19 protein-coding genes are annotated in these 18,527 nt (G+C 54.4%); 10 read left to right on the top strand and 9 right to left on the bottom strand.

Annotated elements, in window-relative coordinates; all coding sequences use genetic code 11:
* Positions 1–222: 222 nt before the first annotated feature.
* From HW556_RS11050 to HW556_RS11040, 3 genes are all read right to left on the bottom strand, one after another.
* Positions 223–1,569 (bottom strand): Y-family DNA polymerase, encoded by a 1,347-nt coding sequence (locus tag HW556_RS11050; protein WP_176900084.1) that lies wholly within the window; start codon positions 1,567–1,569, stop codon positions 223–225.
* Between the two features lie 74 nt (positions 1,570–1,643).
* Positions 1,644–2,111 (bottom strand): LexA family protein, encoded by a 468-nt coding sequence (locus tag HW556_RS11045; RefSeq protein ID WP_176900083.1) that lies wholly within the window; start codon positions 2,109–2,111, stop codon positions 1,644–1,646.
* A gap of 539 nt (positions 2,112–2,650) precedes the next feature.
* Positions 2,651–3,580: a replication initiation protein gene (locus HW556_RS11040; protein WP_176900082.1), complete on the bottom strand. Its 930-nt coding sequence runs from the start codon at positions 3,578–3,580 to the stop codon at positions 2,651–2,653.
* A gap of 1,838 nt (positions 3,581–5,418) precedes the next feature.
* Between HW556_RS11040 and mobV the strand changes: the two genes are divergently transcribed.
* The 4 genes from mobV to HW556_RS11020 all read left to right on the top strand — a co-directional run bounded on the left by mobV (position 5,419) and on the right by HW556_RS11020 (position 8,420).
* Positions 5,419–7,128, top strand: coding sequence for a MobV family relaxase (gene mobV / locus HW556_RS11035; RefSeq protein ID WP_262890000.1), 1,710 nt, complete (start codon positions 5,419–5,421; stop codon positions 7,126–7,128).
* A 128-nt stretch (positions 7,129–7,256) separates the two neighbouring features.
* Positions 7,257–7,514: a hypothetical protein gene (locus HW556_RS11030; RefSeq protein ID WP_176900080.1), complete on the top strand. Its 258-nt coding sequence runs from the start codon at positions 7,257–7,259 to the stop codon at positions 7,512–7,514.
* Between the two features lie 72 nt (positions 7,515–7,586).
* Positions 7,587–7,844: an Imm32 family immunity protein gene (locus tag HW556_RS11025; protein WP_176900079.1), complete on the top strand. Its 258-nt coding sequence runs from the start codon at positions 7,587–7,589 to the stop codon at positions 7,842–7,844.
* Positions 7,845–7,988: 144 nt separating this feature from the next.
* Positions 7,989–8,420, top strand: a complete 432-nt coding sequence (locus HW556_RS11020) for a hypothetical protein (protein WP_176900078.1) — start codon at positions 7,989–7,991, stop codon at positions 8,418–8,420.
* 99 nt (positions 8,421–8,519) lie between these two features.
* Here the strand turns inward: HW556_RS11020 and HW556_RS11015 are convergent, their stop codons facing one another.
* From HW556_RS11015 to HW556_RS11005, 3 genes are all read right to left on the bottom strand, one after another.
* A complete protein-coding gene (locus HW556_RS11015) occupies positions 8,520–8,810 on the bottom strand; it encodes a hypothetical protein (RefSeq protein ID WP_176900077.1) in 291 nt (96 codons plus the stop codon).
* 304 nt (positions 8,811–9,114) lie between these two features.
* A complete protein-coding gene (locus HW556_RS11010; protein ID WP_176900076.1) occupies positions 9,115–9,510 on the bottom strand; it encodes a hypothetical protein in 396 nt (131 codons plus the stop codon).
* 92 nt (positions 9,511–9,602) lie between these two features.
* Positions 9,603–9,908 carry a hypothetical protein gene (locus HW556_RS11005; protein ID WP_176900075.1) on the bottom strand — a complete coding sequence of 102 codons (306 nt, stop codon included), beginning with the start codon at positions 9,906–9,908 and terminating at the stop codon, positions 9,603–9,605.
* Between the two features lie 118 nt (positions 9,909–10,026).
* On the opposite strand from HW556_RS11005, the gene HW556_RS11000 reads away from it, so the two are divergent.
* On the top strand, positions 10,027–10,458 hold the full coding sequence (locus HW556_RS11000; protein ID WP_176900074.1) for an Imm50 family immunity protein: 432 nt from the start codon (positions 10,027–10,029) through the stop codon (positions 10,456–10,458).
* A gap of 45 nt (positions 10,459–10,503) precedes the next feature.
* Here the strand turns inward: HW556_RS11000 and HW556_RS10995 are convergent, their stop codons facing one another.
* A complete protein-coding gene (locus HW556_RS10995; protein ID WP_176900073.1) occupies positions 10,504–10,872 on the bottom strand; it encodes a hypothetical protein in 369 nt (122 codons plus the stop codon).
* Between the two features lie 134 nt (positions 10,873–11,006).
* On the opposite strand from HW556_RS10995, the gene HW556_RS10990 reads away from it, so the two are divergent.
* Positions 11,007–11,915: an ADP-ribosylglycohydrolase family protein gene (locus tag HW556_RS10990; protein WP_176900072.1), complete on the top strand. Its 909-nt coding sequence runs from the start codon at positions 11,007–11,009 to the stop codon at positions 11,913–11,915.
* A 42-nt stretch (positions 11,916–11,957) separates the two neighbouring features.
* Here HW556_RS10990 and HW556_RS10985 read toward each other — a convergent pair whose 3' ends face one another.
* The gene (locus tag HW556_RS10985) at positions 11,958–12,200 is read right to left on the bottom strand and encodes a hypothetical protein (protein ID WP_176900071.1); all 243 of its coding nucleotides are present in this window, start codon (positions 12,198–12,200) and stop codon (positions 11,958–11,960) included.
* Between the two features lie 380 nt (positions 12,201–12,580).
* On the opposite strand from HW556_RS10985, the gene HW556_RS10980 reads away from it, so the two are divergent.
* The 4 genes from HW556_RS10980 to HW556_RS10965 all read left to right on the top strand — a co-directional run bounded on the left by HW556_RS10980 (position 12,581) and on the right by HW556_RS10965 (position 17,426).
* Complete coding sequence (locus tag HW556_RS10980) at positions 12,581–13,012, top strand: lipocalin family protein (protein ID WP_176900070.1); 432 nt, start codon at positions 12,581–12,583, stop codon at positions 13,010–13,012.
* A 201-nt stretch (positions 13,013–13,213) separates the two neighbouring features.
* The gene (locus tag HW556_RS10975; protein ID WP_176900069.1) at positions 13,214–14,341 is read left to right on the top strand and encodes a YCF48-related protein; all 1,128 of its coding nucleotides are present in this window, start codon (positions 13,214–13,216) and stop codon (positions 14,339–14,341) included.
* 943 nt (positions 14,342–15,284) lie between these two features.
* Positions 15,285–15,653, top strand: a complete 369-nt coding sequence (locus HW556_RS10970; protein WP_218136911.1) for a hypothetical protein — start codon at positions 15,285–15,287, stop codon at positions 15,651–15,653.
* A gap of 324 nt (positions 15,654–15,977) precedes the next feature.
* Entirely contained in the window at positions 15,978–17,426 is a 1,449-nt protein-coding gene (locus HW556_RS10965; RefSeq protein ID WP_176900068.1) for a TlpA family protein disulfide reductase, read from the top strand.
* Positions 17,427–17,603: 177 nt separating this feature from the next.
* Here HW556_RS10965 and HW556_RS10960 read toward each other — a convergent pair whose 3' ends face one another.
* Complete coding sequence (locus tag HW556_RS10960; protein WP_176900067.1) at positions 17,604–17,882, bottom strand: DUF1294 domain-containing protein; 279 nt, start codon at positions 17,880–17,882, stop codon at positions 17,604–17,606.
* Positions 17,883–18,527 lie beyond the last annotated feature (645 nt).

Below are 18,527 nucleotides of genomic sequence, written 5' to 3'. Positions count from 1 at the left end.
GAACGCCAAACATAGAGATACGACTTAGCAGCTACGAAAGCGGGGCTTTCGCATTCGCCCGGTGAAGGTAGGCAGTTGGTCGCAGTCGGGAAAGCAAGCAGCTGGCTGGTAACTTGCTGCTTAGTTCGCTGTGGGCCGGCAATCGATTTCCGCAGAGAACTACCTGGAGAACCAGCCCCGAAAGACTGGGCGGCGGAGTAGATCTCATACTAGCGGCCAGCGCTAGCCCACCACCATCAGGTCTTCGAGGCGGGTGGTGTAGGCGGGGCTGCGGTGTTCAGCACGGCCGAGCCAGGGCGCAGCGGGCTGGCCGGGTGCAGCCGGCGGGGCTACGCTGGCGGCGGGGCGCACGGTGCCGCGGCCGAACTGGCGGTTGAGGGCATCGAGGCTGTGCATGAGCTGCCGGGCTCGGGCGGCGGATTCGGGTGTGGCGGCGAGCCGGCTGGGGACAGAATCAGCGGGGGCGAACAGGCTCAGCTGCTGGCCACGGCCGGGCGGTTCCAGGCCGTCGAGCACCACGCCGGCTTTAACGTAGCGGCGGCCGGGTTCGTAGAGCTTCTCCAGTAGCCGCCGGCCGTAAGCCAGCAGCCGAAGCGTATCGGCCGTGGGGCCGCCGGGCAGGGTCAGGGTAGTGGAGCGGGTGTAGGGGGGCGGCACGCGGGTATCGTAGCGGTCCTGGCTGAGGAAGATGGTGAGCATATGGGTCTGGTCGCCCTGGGCGCGCAGCTTCTCGGCGGCCCGGCTCAGGTACGTGCTCACCGCGCCCCACAGGTCATCGAAGGCCGTCAGGCGCTGGCCGAAGGAGCGCGAGCAACTGATGCTCTGGCGGGCGAGGGTGCCGTCCTCGGATGGGTTGAGGTCCTGACAGGGCTGGCCGCGCAACTCCTGCACCAGTCGCCAGCCGACGACGCCGCCCAGGTATTTGCGGGCCCAAGCTTCGGACACCTGGCTCAGGTCCCAGGCCGTGGCCAGCCCCTGGGCGTGCAGCTTGAGCGCATACTGGCGGCCGATACCCCAGACGTCTTCCACGGGCAGGGCACGCAGAGCCCGCTCCCGGCGGGTTTCGGTATCGAGGCGCAGGATGCCCCGCAGCTCGGGGTATTTCTTGGCCAGGCGGTTGGCGGCCTTGGCCAGCGTTTTGGTGGGGGCTATGCCCACGCAGGTCGGAATGCCTGTGCAGCGGAGCACATCCTGCTGAATGCGCCGGGCGCGGGCGTCTAGTGTACCGCAGAAAGTGGTCAGGCCGTGCAGATCAAGGAAGGCCTCGTCGATGCTGTAGACCTCAACGGCCGGCACCTGGTCAGCGAGGCGGGACATGACGCGGCGGCTCATGTCGCCATAGAGCGGGTAGTTGGAGCTGAGCACGTGGCCCTGGTGACGACGTAGCAGGTCCCGCACTTCGAAAAAGGGGGCACCCATGGGAATGCCGAGCTGCTTGGCTTCGGCGGAGCGACTCACGACATTGCCATCGTTGTTTGACAGTACCACGACGGGGCGGCCTTCGAGCCGGGGCTGGAAAACCCGTTCGCAGGAGACGTAGAAGTTATTGCCGTCGACGAGGCCGTACATGGATGGCGAGCTAGTAGCTGATGGCTGTCAGCTTTCGTTCTGGGGGGGCTGAACTGGAGTTACCAGCTTGAAAACTAGTCGCCGCTACGGAGCAAGGCAGTGAGTTTGCCGGGAATGAGTTCGTGGACGACATGAGTGACTACGCCCCAGATGCGTAGGTTCTCGGGTTCCGTGATAGGGTAGTCGGGGTAGGCGGGGTTTTCGGCCTGCAACCACCAGTTGGCGCCCCGGCGTACCAGACGCTTGACGGTGCATTCACCCTCTATTACGGCCACCACGATGTGGTTGTGGTCGGCCTCGATGTGCTTATCGACGGCCAGCAGATCGCCGGCGTGGATTCCGGCTCCCTGCATGCTCTCGCCCGACACGCGAATCAGGTAAGTAGCCTCAGGGTGGCGAAAGAGCAGGCGGTTAAGATCGAAAAGCTCCTCCAGCTCATCGGAGGCCGGGGAGGGGAAGCCGCAGGGAACCAGCGAGGCATAAACCGGCAGCCAGAGAGTGGTGATGGGCGTACCCACGTCGATTAATTCGATGGTAGTCATAGCGCGATACTGGCTGAACCAGCTACGCAATTATACTAAATATTTTAGTATAATTTGACTTCGGTTTCGTTTAATCTTTTCGATACGACTTAATTTGACAGCTAATGAATGCGCAAGACTGACTTTATCAATGCTGTACCTAATACGGGGATATTTATAAACGAACCCAATATTAATAGCAAATCTGTTATAACCGGCTTTCTAATTGTATCTACGGTTTGGACAGCTACTGGCGGCTGTTTTACTCAATTCCATTTACCGGAAACACCCTTGTCGCCGCTTTACTACTGAGTTAAAACCGGAAATAACTTTGGCCTTGATGGCACATAGGCATCCGCTGGCTAAGCTGGTTATGCGCTACAGGTTATTGGAGGCCAAGCTCAGCCACTGGAAAATACAGTTGCGCTAACAGATGGCGCAGGCCTTTACCAGAGCGGCGTCCGTGCAGCCAATTTAAGGAACCGTCGGGCGTCTGCAAATAGAAAACTAGCTGCTAAAGAAGATCTACATCCCTGGACCACCTTAAAGCAATAGTATGCTCAGCGTAGGCCATGCATTCTCAAAAATAGTCCCCCCGGGTTCTTATCCGGCTTGATCCTATCCGTTTTAAGCTTGTATATAAAGGCAAACAGCGCATCCACGAGCTTTACTGACTGTAGAATGTCCTGCACCAGCTGAGGTTCCTGAATGTTCAGGGATTCGAGGTGCTTGCGCGCTAGTTGCGCCTTAGCATCATCTTCCTTCAACTCAAAGAGAATGGGTAGCTGGTTGGGTTCTTGGGTGTTAACAAAAAACTTGATGCGCTGATAGGAGCGGCCCTTTTTAATTAGTTCGTACTTTATACGCAGGTCGGTGTGTTCATTGATTTGACTAACAGCAACGTCGAGCACATACTTTTGCAAAGAAGAAATTTGGGTGTACTGTTCGGTCTCCTTACCCTCGGGGTCCTTGAGTTTGAGCATGGCCTTGAACTCATCAAGTGAGTAGGTTTTAGTTTCCCCAATGTCCTTCCACTGCGAAGCCAGTTGGTAAATGCGTTTAGCATACTTGCTCGTCAAGCTAAAGGCTGCCTGCAGACGGTAAGAGGTGAAGTTGCTTTTCAGGTCAATCAAGTAAGGACGCATGCGTTCGGAGATCTCCAACTCAATGGTGCCCTTTCCCTTGCGATAAAGTGCCGAGGCCAGTAAGCTGACTTGCAACAGCGCTATGCTATTGTCAATTTGATAGATCCGGCTGTTAAGCGCCTTAGTAGAATCGAGTAACTGCTTATAATTCCAGGTGCGGCCGGTGAGTTCCTGCATTTCCTGAACCCGGATCTCGTAGATGGTGCCGGCTCTGTCCTGCTTACTGAGTTTAGATAGTAGTGAAAAGACGATATCCATCTCACAGGCAGTCATTTCGTACCGGGCCGTTGTCAGCGCGTTATGCTGCCTAATTTCAATTGGGATGTTAAGATCGGATGCAGCCATAGCAGCTATAGTGATGATAGAGACCAAACATACAGCTTAAATCAGAAAGTAATAGAGGCAAATATATTTTCTATTGGCAAGGATGAGTAAGGCCTGGTACCATTGGCTTATTGAATCCGTTCGTTTGTTATAGCGCCTAACTAATAGGTTAATCGCATGACACTAGTAGTTGACTTATAAAACCTATTAGTTAGGCTTATAAAACCTATTAGTTGGCTTATAAAACCTATTAGTTAGCTTATAAAACCTATTAGTTAGCTTATAAAACCTATTAGTAAGTGTCTATAAATACTTATAAATCAAAGGTTTATAAACACTGCAAATACAGTTTAAATACTTAAAATACTCACAAGATTGTTGATGAGGTAGTAAAAAAGCATTTAAAGGGAAGGTTGAGGAGGGCAATAGAACAAAGACAACAAAAAGGGGCAGTCGTAAAAAGCACAAAATGGGATTGCACTATTTAAATATATTTTTGCCTTTTTCTGCTGTTAATTACGATATTTATACAATTAGCCTATGCTAATTATTGAAACACTAGTACCTCTTATATACTATAAAGAGTCATATATCAGCTACTTATGGAAACATGAAGTAGCTGATATATGACTCACTTCTTTTTTTGATAAAACGGGCGCTTTGTATCAACAATAGAGCCAAAAAATATCTAACTAATAGCTTTTATAAGTCTTCGGCAATCCTAAAATCCGTAATCCTCGTTTAGAGCGTCAATTCGCACATTATTTTTTCGAAAAGAAACGGATTACAAGGAAGCCTATTAGTTAGTCTCTCCAAAGGCAACAGCTATATTCAACAGCAATTGGAGAGTGAGAAGCAGAGGGTCAGGGAAGGCTAAAAGAGCACACAGGAGGAGCTATCGGAGTTGGAATGGCACTGGGCTGCTAAGAGAGGCGATAGAGGGCTGAGAGGGGCTAAAAGAGCGTGTACTTAGGGAAGTAGTGCGAATAAGTTGGCAGTGGGGGAAAGAGGGCAGTGGGAAGGCTTGGAACGTGGAGAGATGCTCTAGGAGCCTAAAGTGGAAGAACCTAGCACCCTTTCCACCTCAGCACGGCATTTTTTACACCTCATGCTATAAACGGCTATCAGATAGGTATATATAAAAATGATGGTGTATGGATTGCCGTTCCACAGTGTATTATTACCAGGGATTTAAACCACGGATTACACCTCACCCGAACGATTTATGTACCGGATCTACACCTTACCTGGAACAGCCTAAAACTGGGTTGCTATTAGGTAGTAGAGAAGTGAAGAGCAGTAGGAAATTACCTGCTTAAAAATTGTACTCTGTCTGATTCTATGCTGGAAGTATGAAAAGTAAAGAGGACCAAATTTGTGCCTATGTTATGCAGTTGGCCTAGTTGCCGGCAGTAAGGTCGAAGAGGTCTGAGGTGAGTTGCAGTCGAGATGGATTAGAGTTGGAGGTCGAGCAAGAATACGAACGGGTGAGGCTGATACTGACAGGTAGCTGGTTGTTAAAAAGGGTAAATTTTAGCTACTCTTTTTTAAGTGGTAAAGGCAGCCAGAAAGGAGAGGGTCCAAGCCAACGACCATTGGTAGTGTGAGCTATCGGGGGCGAGGCGATTAAGCAGGTAGGGGGCAATAGAAGGAGGTACTTGTTGGGTACTTTGGGAAAGAGTTGTAGCTTGTGGTGAAGCGAGGGTTGAGGCGGGTTTGTTCTGCTAGCTCGTTTTATATGCATCACACACGATGCATAGGATTTACGGTTGAGCTTCGCTCATCACCGTAAATCCTATGCCGTGCGCCCTCCGGGGCTAGCCAAACTTCCTTTCCCCCACTGCCTAACTCCTGTGCTCATGCCGCCTTTTTGTATTCTGCGTCACGCCAAATTGACCGACGAGAAACACGCCAATAAAGCGACCACGCATAACTACCGCAAGTACGATGTACCCAATGTTGACAAAGAGGCCCGGCACCCGAACATCGAGTTCATCAACACCGAGGAGCGCAGCTACTGGGACCTGGCTACCGAACGCATTGCCGAGGCGGGAATAAAGATTCGACGGAGTAATTCCATTCGGTGCGTAGAGCTAATTCTAACGGCCTCGCCGGAATTTTTTGAGCGCGACGAGAAGGGCCGTGCTGCTGACCAGTCGGACAGTCAGTGGGTCAAGGATAACCGGGCTTATGTAGAAAAGAAGTACGGCAAGGAAAACGTCATCGCCTTTCAGCTTCAACAGGACGAAACGACCCCGCACTGTCATGTGGTTATTGTTCCCATCACATCAGACGGGCGGCTTTCGGCCCGCGACCTCATCAATCCGGTTGCCCTGCGAATAAATCAGAGTGATTACCACGAGGCAATGGCCGCGCACGGATTGGATAGGGGGGTAGAGCGTAGCCAGGCCGTCCACCAGCCCATGGACGCCATGTATAGCAAGCAGAATAAAACGGCTACCGAGCTGGGGGAAAAGATGGGGGCGGCCAGCTCGTTCCAGGACGTGCCGGTAAAGCGGCCAAGTGTGGCGGACCTATTCAAACCAGTAGAGTGGGAGGCTAAGACTACGGCCAGCGTAAGTGAGCAGGGGCGTGCGCAGGTGGAGGAGGCGAACAAGCGGGCCGAGAAGGCGGTAAATCTTGCCTTAGAGAACGCTTCGGCCAAAAGTCAGGTCCGTGCGCTCCAAAGTCAGTTGAGGACCACAGAGAAGCTAAAAGAGAAGCATTACCACGGGATGGTGCAGGCCCAGGGCGAGTTAAAGCAAGCCGAGTTGGAAAAAACCAAACTGGCCATACATCTAGCCTTGGGAAAGCCCGCGCCCGCCAGCTTACTCAAGCTAGGTACTGAGCAGCGCGAAAAAGACCGCCTGGAGACCAAACGGGCGTTTGAAGTGCATCTGACTAAGGGGGATTACACAGACCCCAAAACATATTTACAAGGTCTTGAAGAACAAGGGTTTAAATTCAAAAATGCCACTGCGAACGACCCCAACCAAGTGCGGCATCCTACCCACGGTTCAGCGTTCACTTATGCCGAGATACGTCCCAATGGCCGGAAAATATCCGAACAGGTTGAGGAGCAGCTTCAAACTAGGCAAGCACGTGCAGCCGCATATGCTCACGAGGTGAAACAGGCCGAAATACGGCAAGCAGAGCAGGCCCGACAGAAGGTGGCCACCAAGGAACTCGCCCTGATGGATCGGGCTTTTGATATTTATCGTTGGAAGCCTAAGCCAGCAGAGTTAACCGCCTGTTTAGTAGTCCCGGAGGAGAAGGCCGACGAAGTGGCAAAGTCCTTACGGAGAGGCATCCACTCCTATGCGTCCCATTTGGGCGTGCAAGACGAACCATCTCGCGGAGACGGAATGAAGACCGTTTATGTGAAGTACCAGCCCAGCTTTGCTCATGTTGCTGACTCCTACTTCGATAACGTTCGGGCGATGGGTGGCCAAGTCTATGAGTATGACGATATGAAAGCCAGACGTGAGGGCTATGAAATCAAACCGCAGATAGCGTCGACCAGACAGCAGAAACCGGAGCAGAGTAAAGGCTTCGAGATGGGGGGGTAAAACCGGCAAAGTACCAGGGACGGCCGTGCAGCTGGGCAAAGGGCCAAGCGGTACAATGCGGAGGAGCTATAACATTTAAGAAACGACCGTTTTCTTGAACTAGGCAGAACATTAATAACGAATCAACCATGAAGAAATTTGCGCTTTTCATTGTGCTTTTCTCGGCGCTGTATGTTGTTCTTGTAATGCTCGCGGCCTTCTTTGGCATGGCTTGGTCTTGGGGACATCAGCTCACGCCGTTCGAGAAAGCCATTTTTTTCTTTCTAGGAGCACCATTCAGCATAAAGGAGCAAGTGTTTCTGTATGTGCTTCCCAACGCTATATTTTGGGGCACACTCTTATATTTCAGCACCCGGCTAGCAAGAAAGGCGTGGGCTATCTTATAGCTCGTAATTCTGAACAAAGCGCGTTTAGCTTCGGACCGTTTTCCTATCCTCGCCCATTCCCCACGCGCTGCTATGCAAATCACCCTCGACGTACCAGAGTATTCCTCAGAAACCGGTCTTCGCGTTCACTGGCTAGGGGGCTTCGAAATCAACGTTACCCTCAAAGGCGGGGCCGTCTGCATCCACGGCAATCAAGCCGGATTGATTTCTCTGGCGGGCCATTTACTGAATCTGGCTCAAGAGGCCGCGCCCTTAGGCTGCCACCTGCATTTAGACGAGCACAATTCGTTAGCGGACGGGTCGGTCGAGTTAATCTTAATCCGGGACTAAACCGCACCGTGTCGGAGCAGCGGGACCGCTGGTTTGCCCGTACGGGGCGCGTTTACCTTCGGACCGTTTTACTATACCTGAAGGATTTATACCCCGAATAAGTCCATGGTCCCATTCCATGATTCCATGCAGCAACCAATCCTCTTGGACACCATCAACCAAGCTATTGTCGTTGCGCACGGTTCGGCCACGGCTCCGCACTACGGTTTCCTGCAAAAGACGTACGATAAGCGGCCCTATAAGCCGTTGATAGAAGAACTGGCGTTGCGCTTTACCATCACGGACACCACCGACCTGAACTACGACTCGGCGATGGTTTACAGCTTGCGCCAACAAGAGGAGCACTGTCTGTTACTGTCGCTGGTGGGCAAGTTTTTTCTGCTCTTTGATTCCATTGTGGACCGACAGAGCCTCGTTGAACAACCCGCCACGGAGGAGGCAAGGGCGGTATTTAGAGCGGCACAGCAATACGGGTTTGTTCCCATCGACCGGGCAACTCTAAAGCGACGCACCTGCTTGGTGGACGACGAGGGAGGCACCAAAACCGTATGGGAGGCCCTTTTTGACCGAAGTTAAAAGGTGCGTAGTAACCAACCACACAGCAAACGCGCGTTTAGCTTCGGACCGTTTTCTTGAACTCTCCTTGTAAGCGGAAAGACATGCTAAGCGAACTGCTTATTTGTCTTGATACGCCACGGATTCGTAGTGGTACTCCACAAAGTTGTTCATCTGCTGTCCCTTTGGGTTGTCCCGTAACACGGCGAATACAATCGTTTTATTGACGGGATTGACAATAATCACGTCCCCATCCACCTCGTTGTCGGAGCCCTTTGCCGCGTTGCAGATGTACATGGTGATGCCCATGCCGGACAGGTCAGGCCGGGTTTGGTCAATGCGGTAGGATTTACCGTGGCCGCTTTTCAGAAAGAGCGTGGCAATCACCTTCTGCTCTTCCAAGACGGTCAAGAACGCCTCGGTCAAAGGGCTGCTGGATTCTTGTTTCCCGTCTTTTACGGTCCGTTGGTTGGTTAACGTGTAGGTCTGCGGCGACTGGGCGGAGCAAGGCCCGGCGTAAGCGCAACAGGTAACCAGCACCAATAGCCACCGGAAACGCAGGAGAAGAAGAACAGGCGACATGTCGGTGGAGAGTAGTGTCGAAAGATAGGCTCCTTATTCTGAATTGCCCTGTTTACCTTGCCACCGTTTTGCTGAACGTCTAGCGAACGGGATGTTCAAGACAGGGTCCTTGGGCGGCCTCCCGTAACGAGAGTTAAACGGGGTGATAATACCGGTCCATGAGCCAGATTAAGCCGGGAATGGCCGCCACCGTGGTGGCAAAGGAGAAGAGCACCAGCCCGAACTTGAGCGCGAACGGCTGGCCGTCCACCCGTGCACGAAAGGCAGGATAGCGCGCCGACGTCAGCACCCCGAAATAGTTGGCGACCCCGGCCGCGAGGCAGGCCACAATCACTACCCCGAAGTGTAAGTCGCTCCCGTGTGGCAAGGCACGAGCCACGGCATAGACCAAACTAATGGTCAGCAACAGCACCTGTTGGGTGCACATCAAGTGGCCGCGGTACTCGGCGGTGGACGCGCTGACTTCCCGAGCGACCTTGTCAAACCCGTAGTAGTTGGCGAAGCACAAATTCAGGAAGGCGTTGAACATGGGCGTTGCAGGCGAAAATCAAAAGTAGGAGCTTTCCCAAACGTTCGTTATTCTATTCGGACCGTTTGGCTGGTTTGCTACCCATTAAGCGATTAAGCCGCCCGGCTGCCTAAGCGCTGGCCCGTGTAAACAGCCAGCGTACCTCCTAGTAAAGCCCCTGCGCCGAGCGTTGCCAGAAAACCCAGAACCGCGGCCGTGGACTGCAACTGGTGGTTGGCATCGGCAAACACCCGCGTGTAGAGCAGCGACGAGCCGATGACTCCGGCAAAGGCACCAGCGACAAAATAGGCGATATTTACGAAGGTCAGCTTCCAGCGCGGATGTAGCGCAATCACGGCGGCTCCGAGCAACGAGCTGGCGACCACGCCGAAAACGAAGCCAAATAAGGGAAGAAGCATAGGCTGTAAAGAAACGCTCTTTCAACTGAACGCAGCGTCTATCTTGCCACCCTTTTCGCAGACTGGCACTGCAAGCGATAGGAACTCTACTTTTGATTAGGCTTTGTGGCCTTTAGGCATGGAAAACACCGACTCTACGTGGATTGAGCACGTGCTCAACCCCAAAACCATCACGAGTATTTACCCTACCCAAGCACCCTCGTTGGCCCAAGTGCGGTTGGGGGAGCTTTCCATTCTTTGTGGCGGCACCCTCCAGTGCCGGCTTCACTTTGATTTGAAAGATTTCCCGGCAGATGCGCCGCTCAAATGGGTGCAGCAGAAGTGCAATACCGTGAGTTTGTCGCTGAACCTCATCGAAGTCTCCATCAAGCAGTGCGTTATTCCCAGCGGCAACGGCATCGGCGATTTGAGCATCGTTCACGATGGCACCGGCTTTCAAGTGGCGTTCAGCACCCAGCCCCAGGGCGTCGTGTTTCGCGCAAGAGCGACATGGATTCATGTCGACCGCATCTCGGCTTACATCAACGAAAACGTTGGGAGAGAAGGCTGATTAGTGGCTCCTTCAGCTGAACAGAGCGCGTTTAGCTTCGGACCGTTAAAGTGAACGCGCTCCCTCGCTTGTCTGGCCATACAAGCGATTCCAAGTCGCATCAAAAGGGAAATCGTTTCGGGAAGTAAACTCCTCGGGCGAAAAGACGCGGTCGGAATCCGTCCACAGGCCATAATTGCGGTTGGTGGGCGCGAACAGAACCGGCTGGTGCGCGGCAGTGAATCCGATTTCGCGCAGGGCAGCCCCTTCTTCGTTTACTTCCACGAGCCAGTATTCGACCAGGGCAAGGCGCTTCTCATAATCGGGGCTGGCTTTCGGCACCACGCGCAACAGCACCCAGGCAAGGGCCTGAAAAAGGAACCCGCCTTTGTCCCGCGGCTCACCTGATTGCTCTGGCACGTGAAAAATGGGCATCTGCTGGCGAATAGAATGGCTAGAATCGGGACGGCTAAACTTACCCACGTTTTGCCATTCCGGCCGTTTAGCTGAACTCTCCTTGTAACTGCTTACGCCAGTAAAGGCGGGTGGATTCCTCGTAACCTTTGTTTATGACCACACCGGAACGATTGGCGGGCTGTATCCTGGCCGGCGCCATTGGAGATGCCTGGGGCAGTGGTTCGGAAAACCTGCCCAAAGGCCCAGACAGGACCACCTTTTACCTGCAGCCTCCGCCCAGACGGGAACCCGTTTGGCAGCTTACAGATGACACCCAGCTTACCGTCGTGACGCTGGCTGCCCTGTGCCAAGGGCCGCTTCTAGCGCCGGCCACACTCGCCGCCCACTTGGTAGCCGCCTTCGCACAAGGCCGGTTGACGGGGCTGGGGGCGAGCACCTTAAAAGCCTTGCGGGAGTTACAGGCGGGTGGGCACTGGAGCCAAGTGGGGCGTGAAGGGGAGTACGCGGCAGGGAACGGAGCCGCGATGCGCATCGCGCCGTTTGCCTTCTGGCCGCAGTATACCCGCGCCGAGCTCCACGACTTCTGCCGCATCACCCACCGCCAGGTGGACGCGTACGTGGGCGCCTTGGCCGTGGTGCTGGCCATTCGGGCGGTCCTCTCCGGGCAATGGACGGGCGCGGAACCCTTGCTCGACCTGCTCGTGCCGCAACTGCCGGACACGCGGCTACGGGACCGGCTCTTGGTAATACAAGCCTTGCCAGCGCACACTTCCATCGCCGACGTGGCCCGGTTGGGGACGAGCGGGTACGTGGTGGATTCGGTGCCATTTGCCTTGTTCTGCGCGGCGCAGGTGCCGCATTTAGGGCTCACAGAGACGCTCGCAGCCATCATTGCAGCGGGTGGCGACACCGATACCAACGCATCGCTAGCGGGCCAAATAGCCGGAACCTTGCTCGGCCCGCACAACCTTCCCCCGGAGCTGCTCCGAAAGCTTGCCCGAGTAGAAGGCTACACGTCGTTAACTCAAGCACTCCAGGTTGCCCAGCAGAATGTTGTATAATACCCTCCTTCAACTGAGCAGCGCGCGTTTAGGACAGTACCGTTAAAATAGACGCCAGAACCCGCGCTTTGGAGGGGCTTTCGTGGGTGGCTTCTCCCGCAGGGGGGGAATCATCTGCAGGTACTCATCGCCCGAATAGAGCGTCATTTCGAGACTTGGGTCCGCTTTCTGCAGCTGCCAAGCAAACTGCTCGGCTTCTGCTAAGGAATCAAAGTAGTGATAGGGTATCACAGCCTCTCCCTCCTCGGGCGGATGCAAGAAAACCGTTTTGGCGTTGGTGTTCATCACATGCCCAGTGGCACATTGACAGATAAGGACTTTGTACGTTCGGGCCATGATGCTAAAGTAACGTTTGCCCTAATGCTGTATTACATCATTAGCGGCTGCACTCAACCATCGACTATCATTCGAACTATTAAACTCATTATCAGATCTTTACAGCTGTCGATCTGACTGCCTTACTTTACCCCTAATCGAAAAGTCGTTGGAATATAATTGCGCATTACATGTAATTATGAATACATATTATATCAATATACAATAAAATTTGAAGCCCATTATCAAACAACACGCTAAATATATACATTTGATGATCGTGCCATACTTGTGTAATGCAATGTTAGCATTGAACGCTTGTCATACGTCTTTCAATCACTGACCCTTTTATGAAACAACGCTTACTTCATTTAGCATTAATACCATTTTTGACTCTACTCGCTGGCTGCTCTAAAGATAGCGACGCGCAGGTGGCTCAACCTGTCACGATTGCCGCAAAATGGAATATGGAGTCACAGTCAGTGACCGGTTATGACAACCAGGGTAAAGTGATATACTCTCACTCACCTCCTGTCCAGCGAGGCAGCTACGTGCAATATGATAAAGATGGTACATACCAGCTATCCGATGGAAATCGGGTATATGCAACTGGAACATATGTTTACAGTGGCAAGACTTTAACAATTAAATTTTTCACCAATTCAGTTCAAAAAACAGTGATAATGCCCGTTTTAGAATTGAGTAGTAGTAAGTTGAAAGTTGAGACAGACGAAATTACTTCTTCGGGCCATGAAACATATACTTATGTGTATAACCGTTAAAAAATAAATAATATATTTTATTGAAATTAATATCAAAAAAGGTTGATATTAATCAGCTATTTAACGATTGTTTTATCTCCTGTTAATTTTTGCTCTTGTTTTCTAGAAAAAATGAAACCAATCTTTTTTATAACGCTGTCTCTTCTTTTTTCTTTTAATGCAGTGGCTCAATGGACCAACCAAGGTCCAGGCGGTAATTCATTGTCATCAATACATTTTATAGATGCCCGTGTAGGCTGGGCTTGCGGTACTCGTGGCACGCTTTTCAAGACCCTCGACGGGGGTACCACCTGGGATGAACTGCCCAACTTCAACACTCCCGGTACCAGCAACCGCCTCAAAGCCGTTGCCAACCCCATTCCGCGGCGCGTCATCCTAATTTGGGAACTGCCACCTTCCGCCAGCGAGCCCAGCGTCATCTACCAGAGCGAGAATTTTGGCCAGACCTTTACGATCTACGAATACGGCAAGTTCAATAACTTCTACATGCGCGACGAGACCACCGGCATCATGGTAGGTGATGGGGGTTCGTTGCGCGTTACGCGCTCGGGTGGCGTCCTCTGGATTGAGTCCCGCAGCGGCACGCAGGCCAACCTCCACGATGGTAACTGCCCCACTGGGGAAGATTGCTATATCGTCGGCGATGGTGGTACACTCCGAAAAAATGTCGGCAGCCTCAGCAATTGGACAGCCCTTAACAGTACCACTTCGGCCCGGCTCAATGGTGTCTGGTTCGCTGATGCACAGCACGGCGTCATTGTCGGCGACAGGGGCACTGCCCTGCGCACCCAGGATGCTGGTGTAACCTGGACGCCGATGTCCGTCAATACGACCGTCAACCTCAATGATGTGCGCTTTCTCAACTCCCAGGTTGGGCTTATTGCAGGCGAGTTGGGTACCATTCTCGTCACTACTGATGGCGGTACCAACTGGCGTAGCGAGCCCACTAACACTTTTGAGACCCTCAATTCCATTACCGCTTCGCCCGATGGCACTAGTATTTGGGTAGCTGGCGGCGGCGGCGTCGTGCTCAAGCGTGGGGCCGTGGTCCTATCTAGCTCACCTGCCACTGCTGCTGTGGCTTGGCAGGCTTATCCTAACCCATTAGCTAGCAACCTCACCGTACAGTTACCTCGCACGGCGCAGGGGAGCTGGCAACTGACTCTGCTCGACAATTTGGGCCGGCCCGTGCTAGAACACTACGGAGTCCAAGCTACTCCCTCCCAGGTTCTCAACTTACCCGTCTCCGAGGCGCTCCCGGCCGGCGTCTATATGCTCCGCCTACAAGTAGGCGAAGTTCGTGAGACCCGCCGCTTCGTAAAAATGTAGTAACTGATTTTGAAGTTAACCGCTCGTTTGAGTAAATATCCACCTTGCTATTCAACGTTTGCGAAATGGCCAAGGAATGCGTTTCATAAACACCCAAAATGGAGCTTGGCCCTCGTAAAAGTACCACGTTTAGCCATCAGGGGCCGTGGGGCGAAAAACCACCACTATTCCGGGGTTGGTCTGAGAACTTGCATTATGTAAAGGGACAGAAGGAAGAATTCCCCTTGGCTCTATCTAAGTAGCTTATCTGTATTTTGTTGAATCTTAGCTAGTCACTATCCTGTGTTTCCTGCTACTTATCATGCGCCTACCATCCAAGTCCTTTTTTGAGGTAGCTATTCCTGCTTCTCTCCTTGGCCTGATGGGCCTGAGCTGTTTTTCTTGTTCCCACCCTCGACCAGGCGAAGTACCTATTCACATCTCCATAGGAGGCTCCTATGTGGATAGCCAGTTCGTTAGCTTAACGGTGAATAGTACCCCCATCTATGAGAAGATGTGGAAACGTCGGCAGTATCAAACGACCCAGTGTTGGGCGCCCAACAAACCGGTGACGATACACAGTCGGATGGGCAGCCACGATACCGTATTCACGCTGTACCCCAATCACCAACCGGTGTATGTGTCCATCTTGTATAGTCGATGGCATCACCGATTTATGGTGCAGCGGCATGACTCTAGTTCCTACTGGCAGTTTGGAGCCGGGGAAAACGATATGATCGAATATGATGCGAAGGGCAAGCTGATAGCGGACTAGTGACCGGCTAATCTAGCCAATGTCACCAGGAAGCGATACAAGTATAAGCTGCTGTAGAGTGGGGAATATCATTGTCCTAGAAGTCGTCTTATGTTCACTAAAACGGTCCGAGGGTAAACGCCTCTGTTTGAAAAAAGGAGGGTTAGAGTTCGTTTACCTTTCGGCTGAACTACACTATAAATGACTTTTATGCAGTGGGAAGCCATAACACTCGAAGCCGTCTACGATCACATTCTGGCGGCCGAAGAAAAGATGCAAGGGGAACTGTGGCGGTTCTGGCAAATGATTCAAATCTTCCCCGAAAAGTGGCAGCAAACGCCCTATGGCGACGAAGGAGGCGGGTTCTGGGTCGTGGCCGTGGTGGGCAAGCGCATCATCTGGTACAACGACATTGAAGAAGGTTTTAACCTCTCGGCTTATGAACAGTACGGCACCTTCCGCAACTACTGGTGCAACCAAGACGAACTAGTGTGGCCCGTGCAAGCCTTGCTCACCGAAATCAAAATGGGTGGGGGTGGTTATGGACAAGCGGGACCACCCCAAAACATTGATGAGTAAGCGCCCATAAGGCCGGGTAACTAGCAGTTCAATGAAACGGTCCGAAGGTAAACGCTCTCTGTTTGAAAAAAGGAGGGTTACGGAAAGCTTTTTTCAGACGAGTGAATTGACCCACCATGGGCGCAGGAAGCGAAACTTTGCCGGTCTAGCTTTCGAAGCTGCTAACTAGACGCCCACTCCCTCCGCTTGTAATCCCATTTGCTCAAGCAGGCGGGGGGGCGTTTCACCGCAGCCGAAACCTTGACGCAACCAAACGGCCGGCCGGGGGCTCCCTACCCAAACCCGTTGTTTCTTGTCGCTGCTTTTACCGAGACCCTTCTGCTCATGCTGTTCTCTCTCCCCGTTGTTGCTTTTGGCGCGGCGTTACGCCTGCTGCTCGCCCCGCCGCTTACGCCCAGCGTCCCGCCGGTTCCGGCGGTTGTCAGCGGGCACCTCGACCACGCCCCGGCCGGCGACTCGGTGCGGCTGGAGTACGCCGGGCACTACGGCCCCAAGGCAACAAAGGCCAAACTCGGCCCGGACGGCACCTTTTCGGTGGCGCTCGAAAACCTGAAGGGCGGCACCCCGGCCGAGTTCTCCTACGCCGGCCAGCGCACCGGCCTCTACCTGAGCCCCGGCGACCGGCTGCAGCTCGCGCTCGACTTCCCGCGCTTCGACGAAACCCTGCGCTACACCGGCCGCGGAGCCGACGCCAACAACTACCTGGCGCAGTCACTGTGGAAGTTCGAGTACGGCCCAGCGGGCACTCCGCCCCGCCCCGAGCTCACGCCCACCACCACAGCCGGCGACCTGCGCCGGGTGGCCGACGCGTTTCGGCACCAGCGGCAGGCGTTTCTGGCGGCCTACGCCAAAGCGCACCCGCTGCCGGCCGACTTCCAGCGCAACGCGGCCCTCGACATCGACCTGCAGTGGGCCATCACGCTGCTCGAATACCCGGGCTACCGCCGCTACGTGGCCAAGCAGGCCGCCGCGCTGCCTGCCGACTACTACGGTTTCCTGTCCCAGTTGCCGCTGAAAAAATTCGACCAGTACCTGTCGGCGGACCGGGGCCTGGCCGGCAACACGAACGTGATGCGCTTTTTGAACGGCTACGGTAGCCGCTTGGTGCCCACCGGTGCCCTCAGCACCGACCCGGCCGAGGCCGGCCGCCTCTACGCGCGCGCCACCGCCGACTTTGGCCCCACGGCCGCGCGCGACCGGGCCGTGTTCCAGCTGCTCAGCTTTGCGGTGGGCGACAACCTGCCCGGTGTGCTGGCCGCCTACCCCACCTTCCGCACCCAAAACCGCGACTCCGTCATGGCCCGCGACCTGCGCGTGCTGCTCCAGAAGCAACTGCTCATCAGCCCCGGCCGGCTGGCACCGGCCTTCACCCTGCGCGACCACGAGGGCAAGGCCGTGGCCCTGCAAGACCTGCGGGGCCAAGTGGTGTACCTCGATTTTTGGGGCACCTGGTGCCGGCCGTGCATGGAGGAGATGCCGGCCAGCAGGGAGCTGCGGAAGCAATTTGCGGGCCGCGAGGTGGTGTTTGTGTACGTGGCGATGGGCGACAAAGCCGAAAAATGGCAGCAGGTGCTGGCCGCCGAGCGCCTCACTGGCCCCGGCAGCGTGCACCTGCGCGACCAGGAGCAGAAAACCGGGGTTGACTACCAGGTGTTCCGCTACCCCACGTACTTCCTCATCGGCCGCGACGGCCGCATCGTGACCGGCAACGCTCCGCGCCCGAGCAACGCCGCGGCCGCCGCGGCCGCCATCGAAACCGCACTAAAGCAATAGGGCGCTGCTTGCGCTGGCGAAAATACCCGTCGCTGCTGAGGGATATGAGCTTCGCCAGCGGTTCGCTGGTGCCCCGCCTGCAGCGCCGCCGATAGACTGCGACGGGGCTGTCCTAGCGGTTGTGCGAAGCGACCCAGGCCCAGAGTTCAAGAAAACGGTCCGAAAAGCAAAGGAGCACTAAACCTGCGCTTGCACATAGTGCCACGCGACGTAGAGTACCGCCCCTTGCAGCAGCGTCAATCCCAGGGTCACGCCCCAGAACGCCGCTTTGCGGGTTTTGTGGCGCAGCAGCCACATCGCCGCCCAGGCGCCGGGCGCCGCGCCGGGCAGCGTGGCCAGGTGCAGCGTTTGTTCAGCGATGCGCCGCTGGCCCCGCTGGGCTTTTCGTTTATCTACGGCGAACAGTACGAAACACAGCAGATTGGCAATCAACAGGCAGCTCAAGAGGATGGTCATGGTACGGGAGGAGGGAGCTGCAAAAGTAGGGCCCGCTGTTCAGCGAAACGGTCCTTTTGGTAAGCAGTGTCTTGCGGCTACGTCTGCAAAAGGCTGGGGAATGCTTAAAGTAATTTTATCCCCCCGCTGCTATAAGAAGGCCAACTTCAAACCACGTCCCAATTGTGTCCGGCATAGTTGGACCACCTCACCGCGCGCGGGTACCGGTAACCAAGCAAGAGGCCCCCGTTAGCGAAGGGGGGTGATTGCACCCGTCGAGGCGTGCAGACCGTAAACCCTATTGCCCCTTTTTCTGCGAAATGCACATCGAAATCCATACCACGGCGCCCGTTACCATTCGGGTGACAGCCCTTGACAGCCCCCACGGACCCGTTAAGATAAAAGTGTCTTCTTGCCAGACAGCGGATCCCGAACTTCTCCCTCACCAAGCGGATGAGGTGCCCGCTGCCCCACCGGTCGGCTCCTGTGTTCTGCACCGCCGAGTCGTCCACGCCTTCACCGTCCACCTCAGCGACCTCAACCAGGCAAGATTGGACAACCTCTGCTACCACAGCCCCCGCGGTCAGTTGAAGTGTCGGGTTTGTCACATCAATAAGGCATTGGCGGACCACCTAGCCTTGTGGCAAGAAGTTGAAAGCCATGCGA

Source organism: Hymenobacter terrestris (assembly GCF_013377905.1).
GTDB lineage: Bacteria > Bacteroidota > Bacteroidia > Cytophagales > Hymenobacteraceae > Hymenobacter > Hymenobacter terrestris.
Note: the sequence above shows the minus strand (reverse complement) of the source record. Positions and strands in the feature narration are given on the sequence as shown.

What these genes read in the sequence shown, in the direction of transcription:
- HW556_RS11050 (WP_176900084.1), bottom strand. Translation starts at nt 1,569, where the DNA reads ATGTACGGCCTCGTCGACGGCAATAACTTCTACGTCTCCTGCGAACGG.
- HW556_RS11045 (WP_176900083.1), bottom strand. Translation starts at nt 2,111, where the DNA reads ATGACTACCATCGAATTAATCGACGTGGGTACGCCCATCACCACTCTC.
- HW556_RS11040 (WP_176900082.1), bottom strand. Translation starts at nt 3,580, where the DNA reads ATGGCTGCATCCGATCTTAACATCCCAATTGAAATTAGGCAGCATAAC.
- mobV (WP_262890000.1), top strand. Translation starts at nt 5,419, where the DNA reads ATGCCGCCTTTTTGTATTCTGCGTCACGCCAAATTGACCGACGAGAAA.
- HW556_RS11030 (WP_176900080.1), top strand. Translation starts at nt 7,257, where the DNA reads ATGAAGAAATTTGCGCTTTTCATTGTGCTTTTCTCGGCGCTGTATGTT.
- HW556_RS11025 (WP_176900079.1), top strand. Translation starts at nt 7,587, where the DNA reads ATGCAAATCACCCTCGACGTACCAGAGTATTCCTCAGAAACCGGTCTT.
- HW556_RS11010 (WP_176900076.1), bottom strand. Translation starts at nt 9,510, where the DNA reads ATGTTCAACGCCTTCCTGAATTTGTGCTTCGCCAACTACTACGGGTTT.
- HW556_RS11005 (WP_176900075.1), bottom strand. Translation starts at nt 9,908, where the DNA reads ATGCTTCTTCCCTTATTTGGCTTCGTTTTCGGCGTGGTCGCCAGCTCG.
- HW556_RS11000 (WP_176900074.1), top strand. Translation starts at nt 10,027, where the DNA reads ATGGAAAACACCGACTCTACGTGGATTGAGCACGTGCTCAACCCCAAA.
- HW556_RS10995 (WP_176900073.1), bottom strand. Translation starts at nt 10,872, where the DNA reads ATGCCCATTTTTCACGTGCCAGAGCAATCAGGTGAGCCGCGGGACAAA.
- HW556_RS10990 (WP_176900072.1), top strand. Translation starts at nt 11,007, where the DNA reads ATGACCACACCGGAACGATTGGCGGGCTGTATCCTGGCCGGCGCCATT.
- HW556_RS10985 (WP_176900071.1), bottom strand. Translation starts at nt 12,200, where the DNA reads ATGAACACCAACGCCAAAACGGTTTTCTTGCATCCGCCCGAGGAGGGA.
- HW556_RS10980 (WP_176900070.1), top strand. Translation starts at nt 12,581, where the DNA reads ATGAAACAACGCTTACTTCATTTAGCATTAATACCATTTTTGACTCTA.
- HW556_RS10970 (WP_218136911.1), top strand. Translation starts at nt 15,285, where the DNA reads ATGCAGTGGGAAGCCATAACACTCGAAGCCGTCTACGATCACATTCTG.
- HW556_RS10965 (WP_176900068.1), top strand. Translation starts at nt 15,978, where the DNA reads ATGCTGTTCTCTCTCCCCGTTGTTGCTTTTGGCGCGGCGTTACGCCTG.
- HW556_RS10960 (WP_176900067.1), bottom strand. Translation starts at nt 17,882, where the DNA reads ATGACCATCCTCTTGAGCTGCCTGTTGATTGCCAATCTGCTGTGTTTC.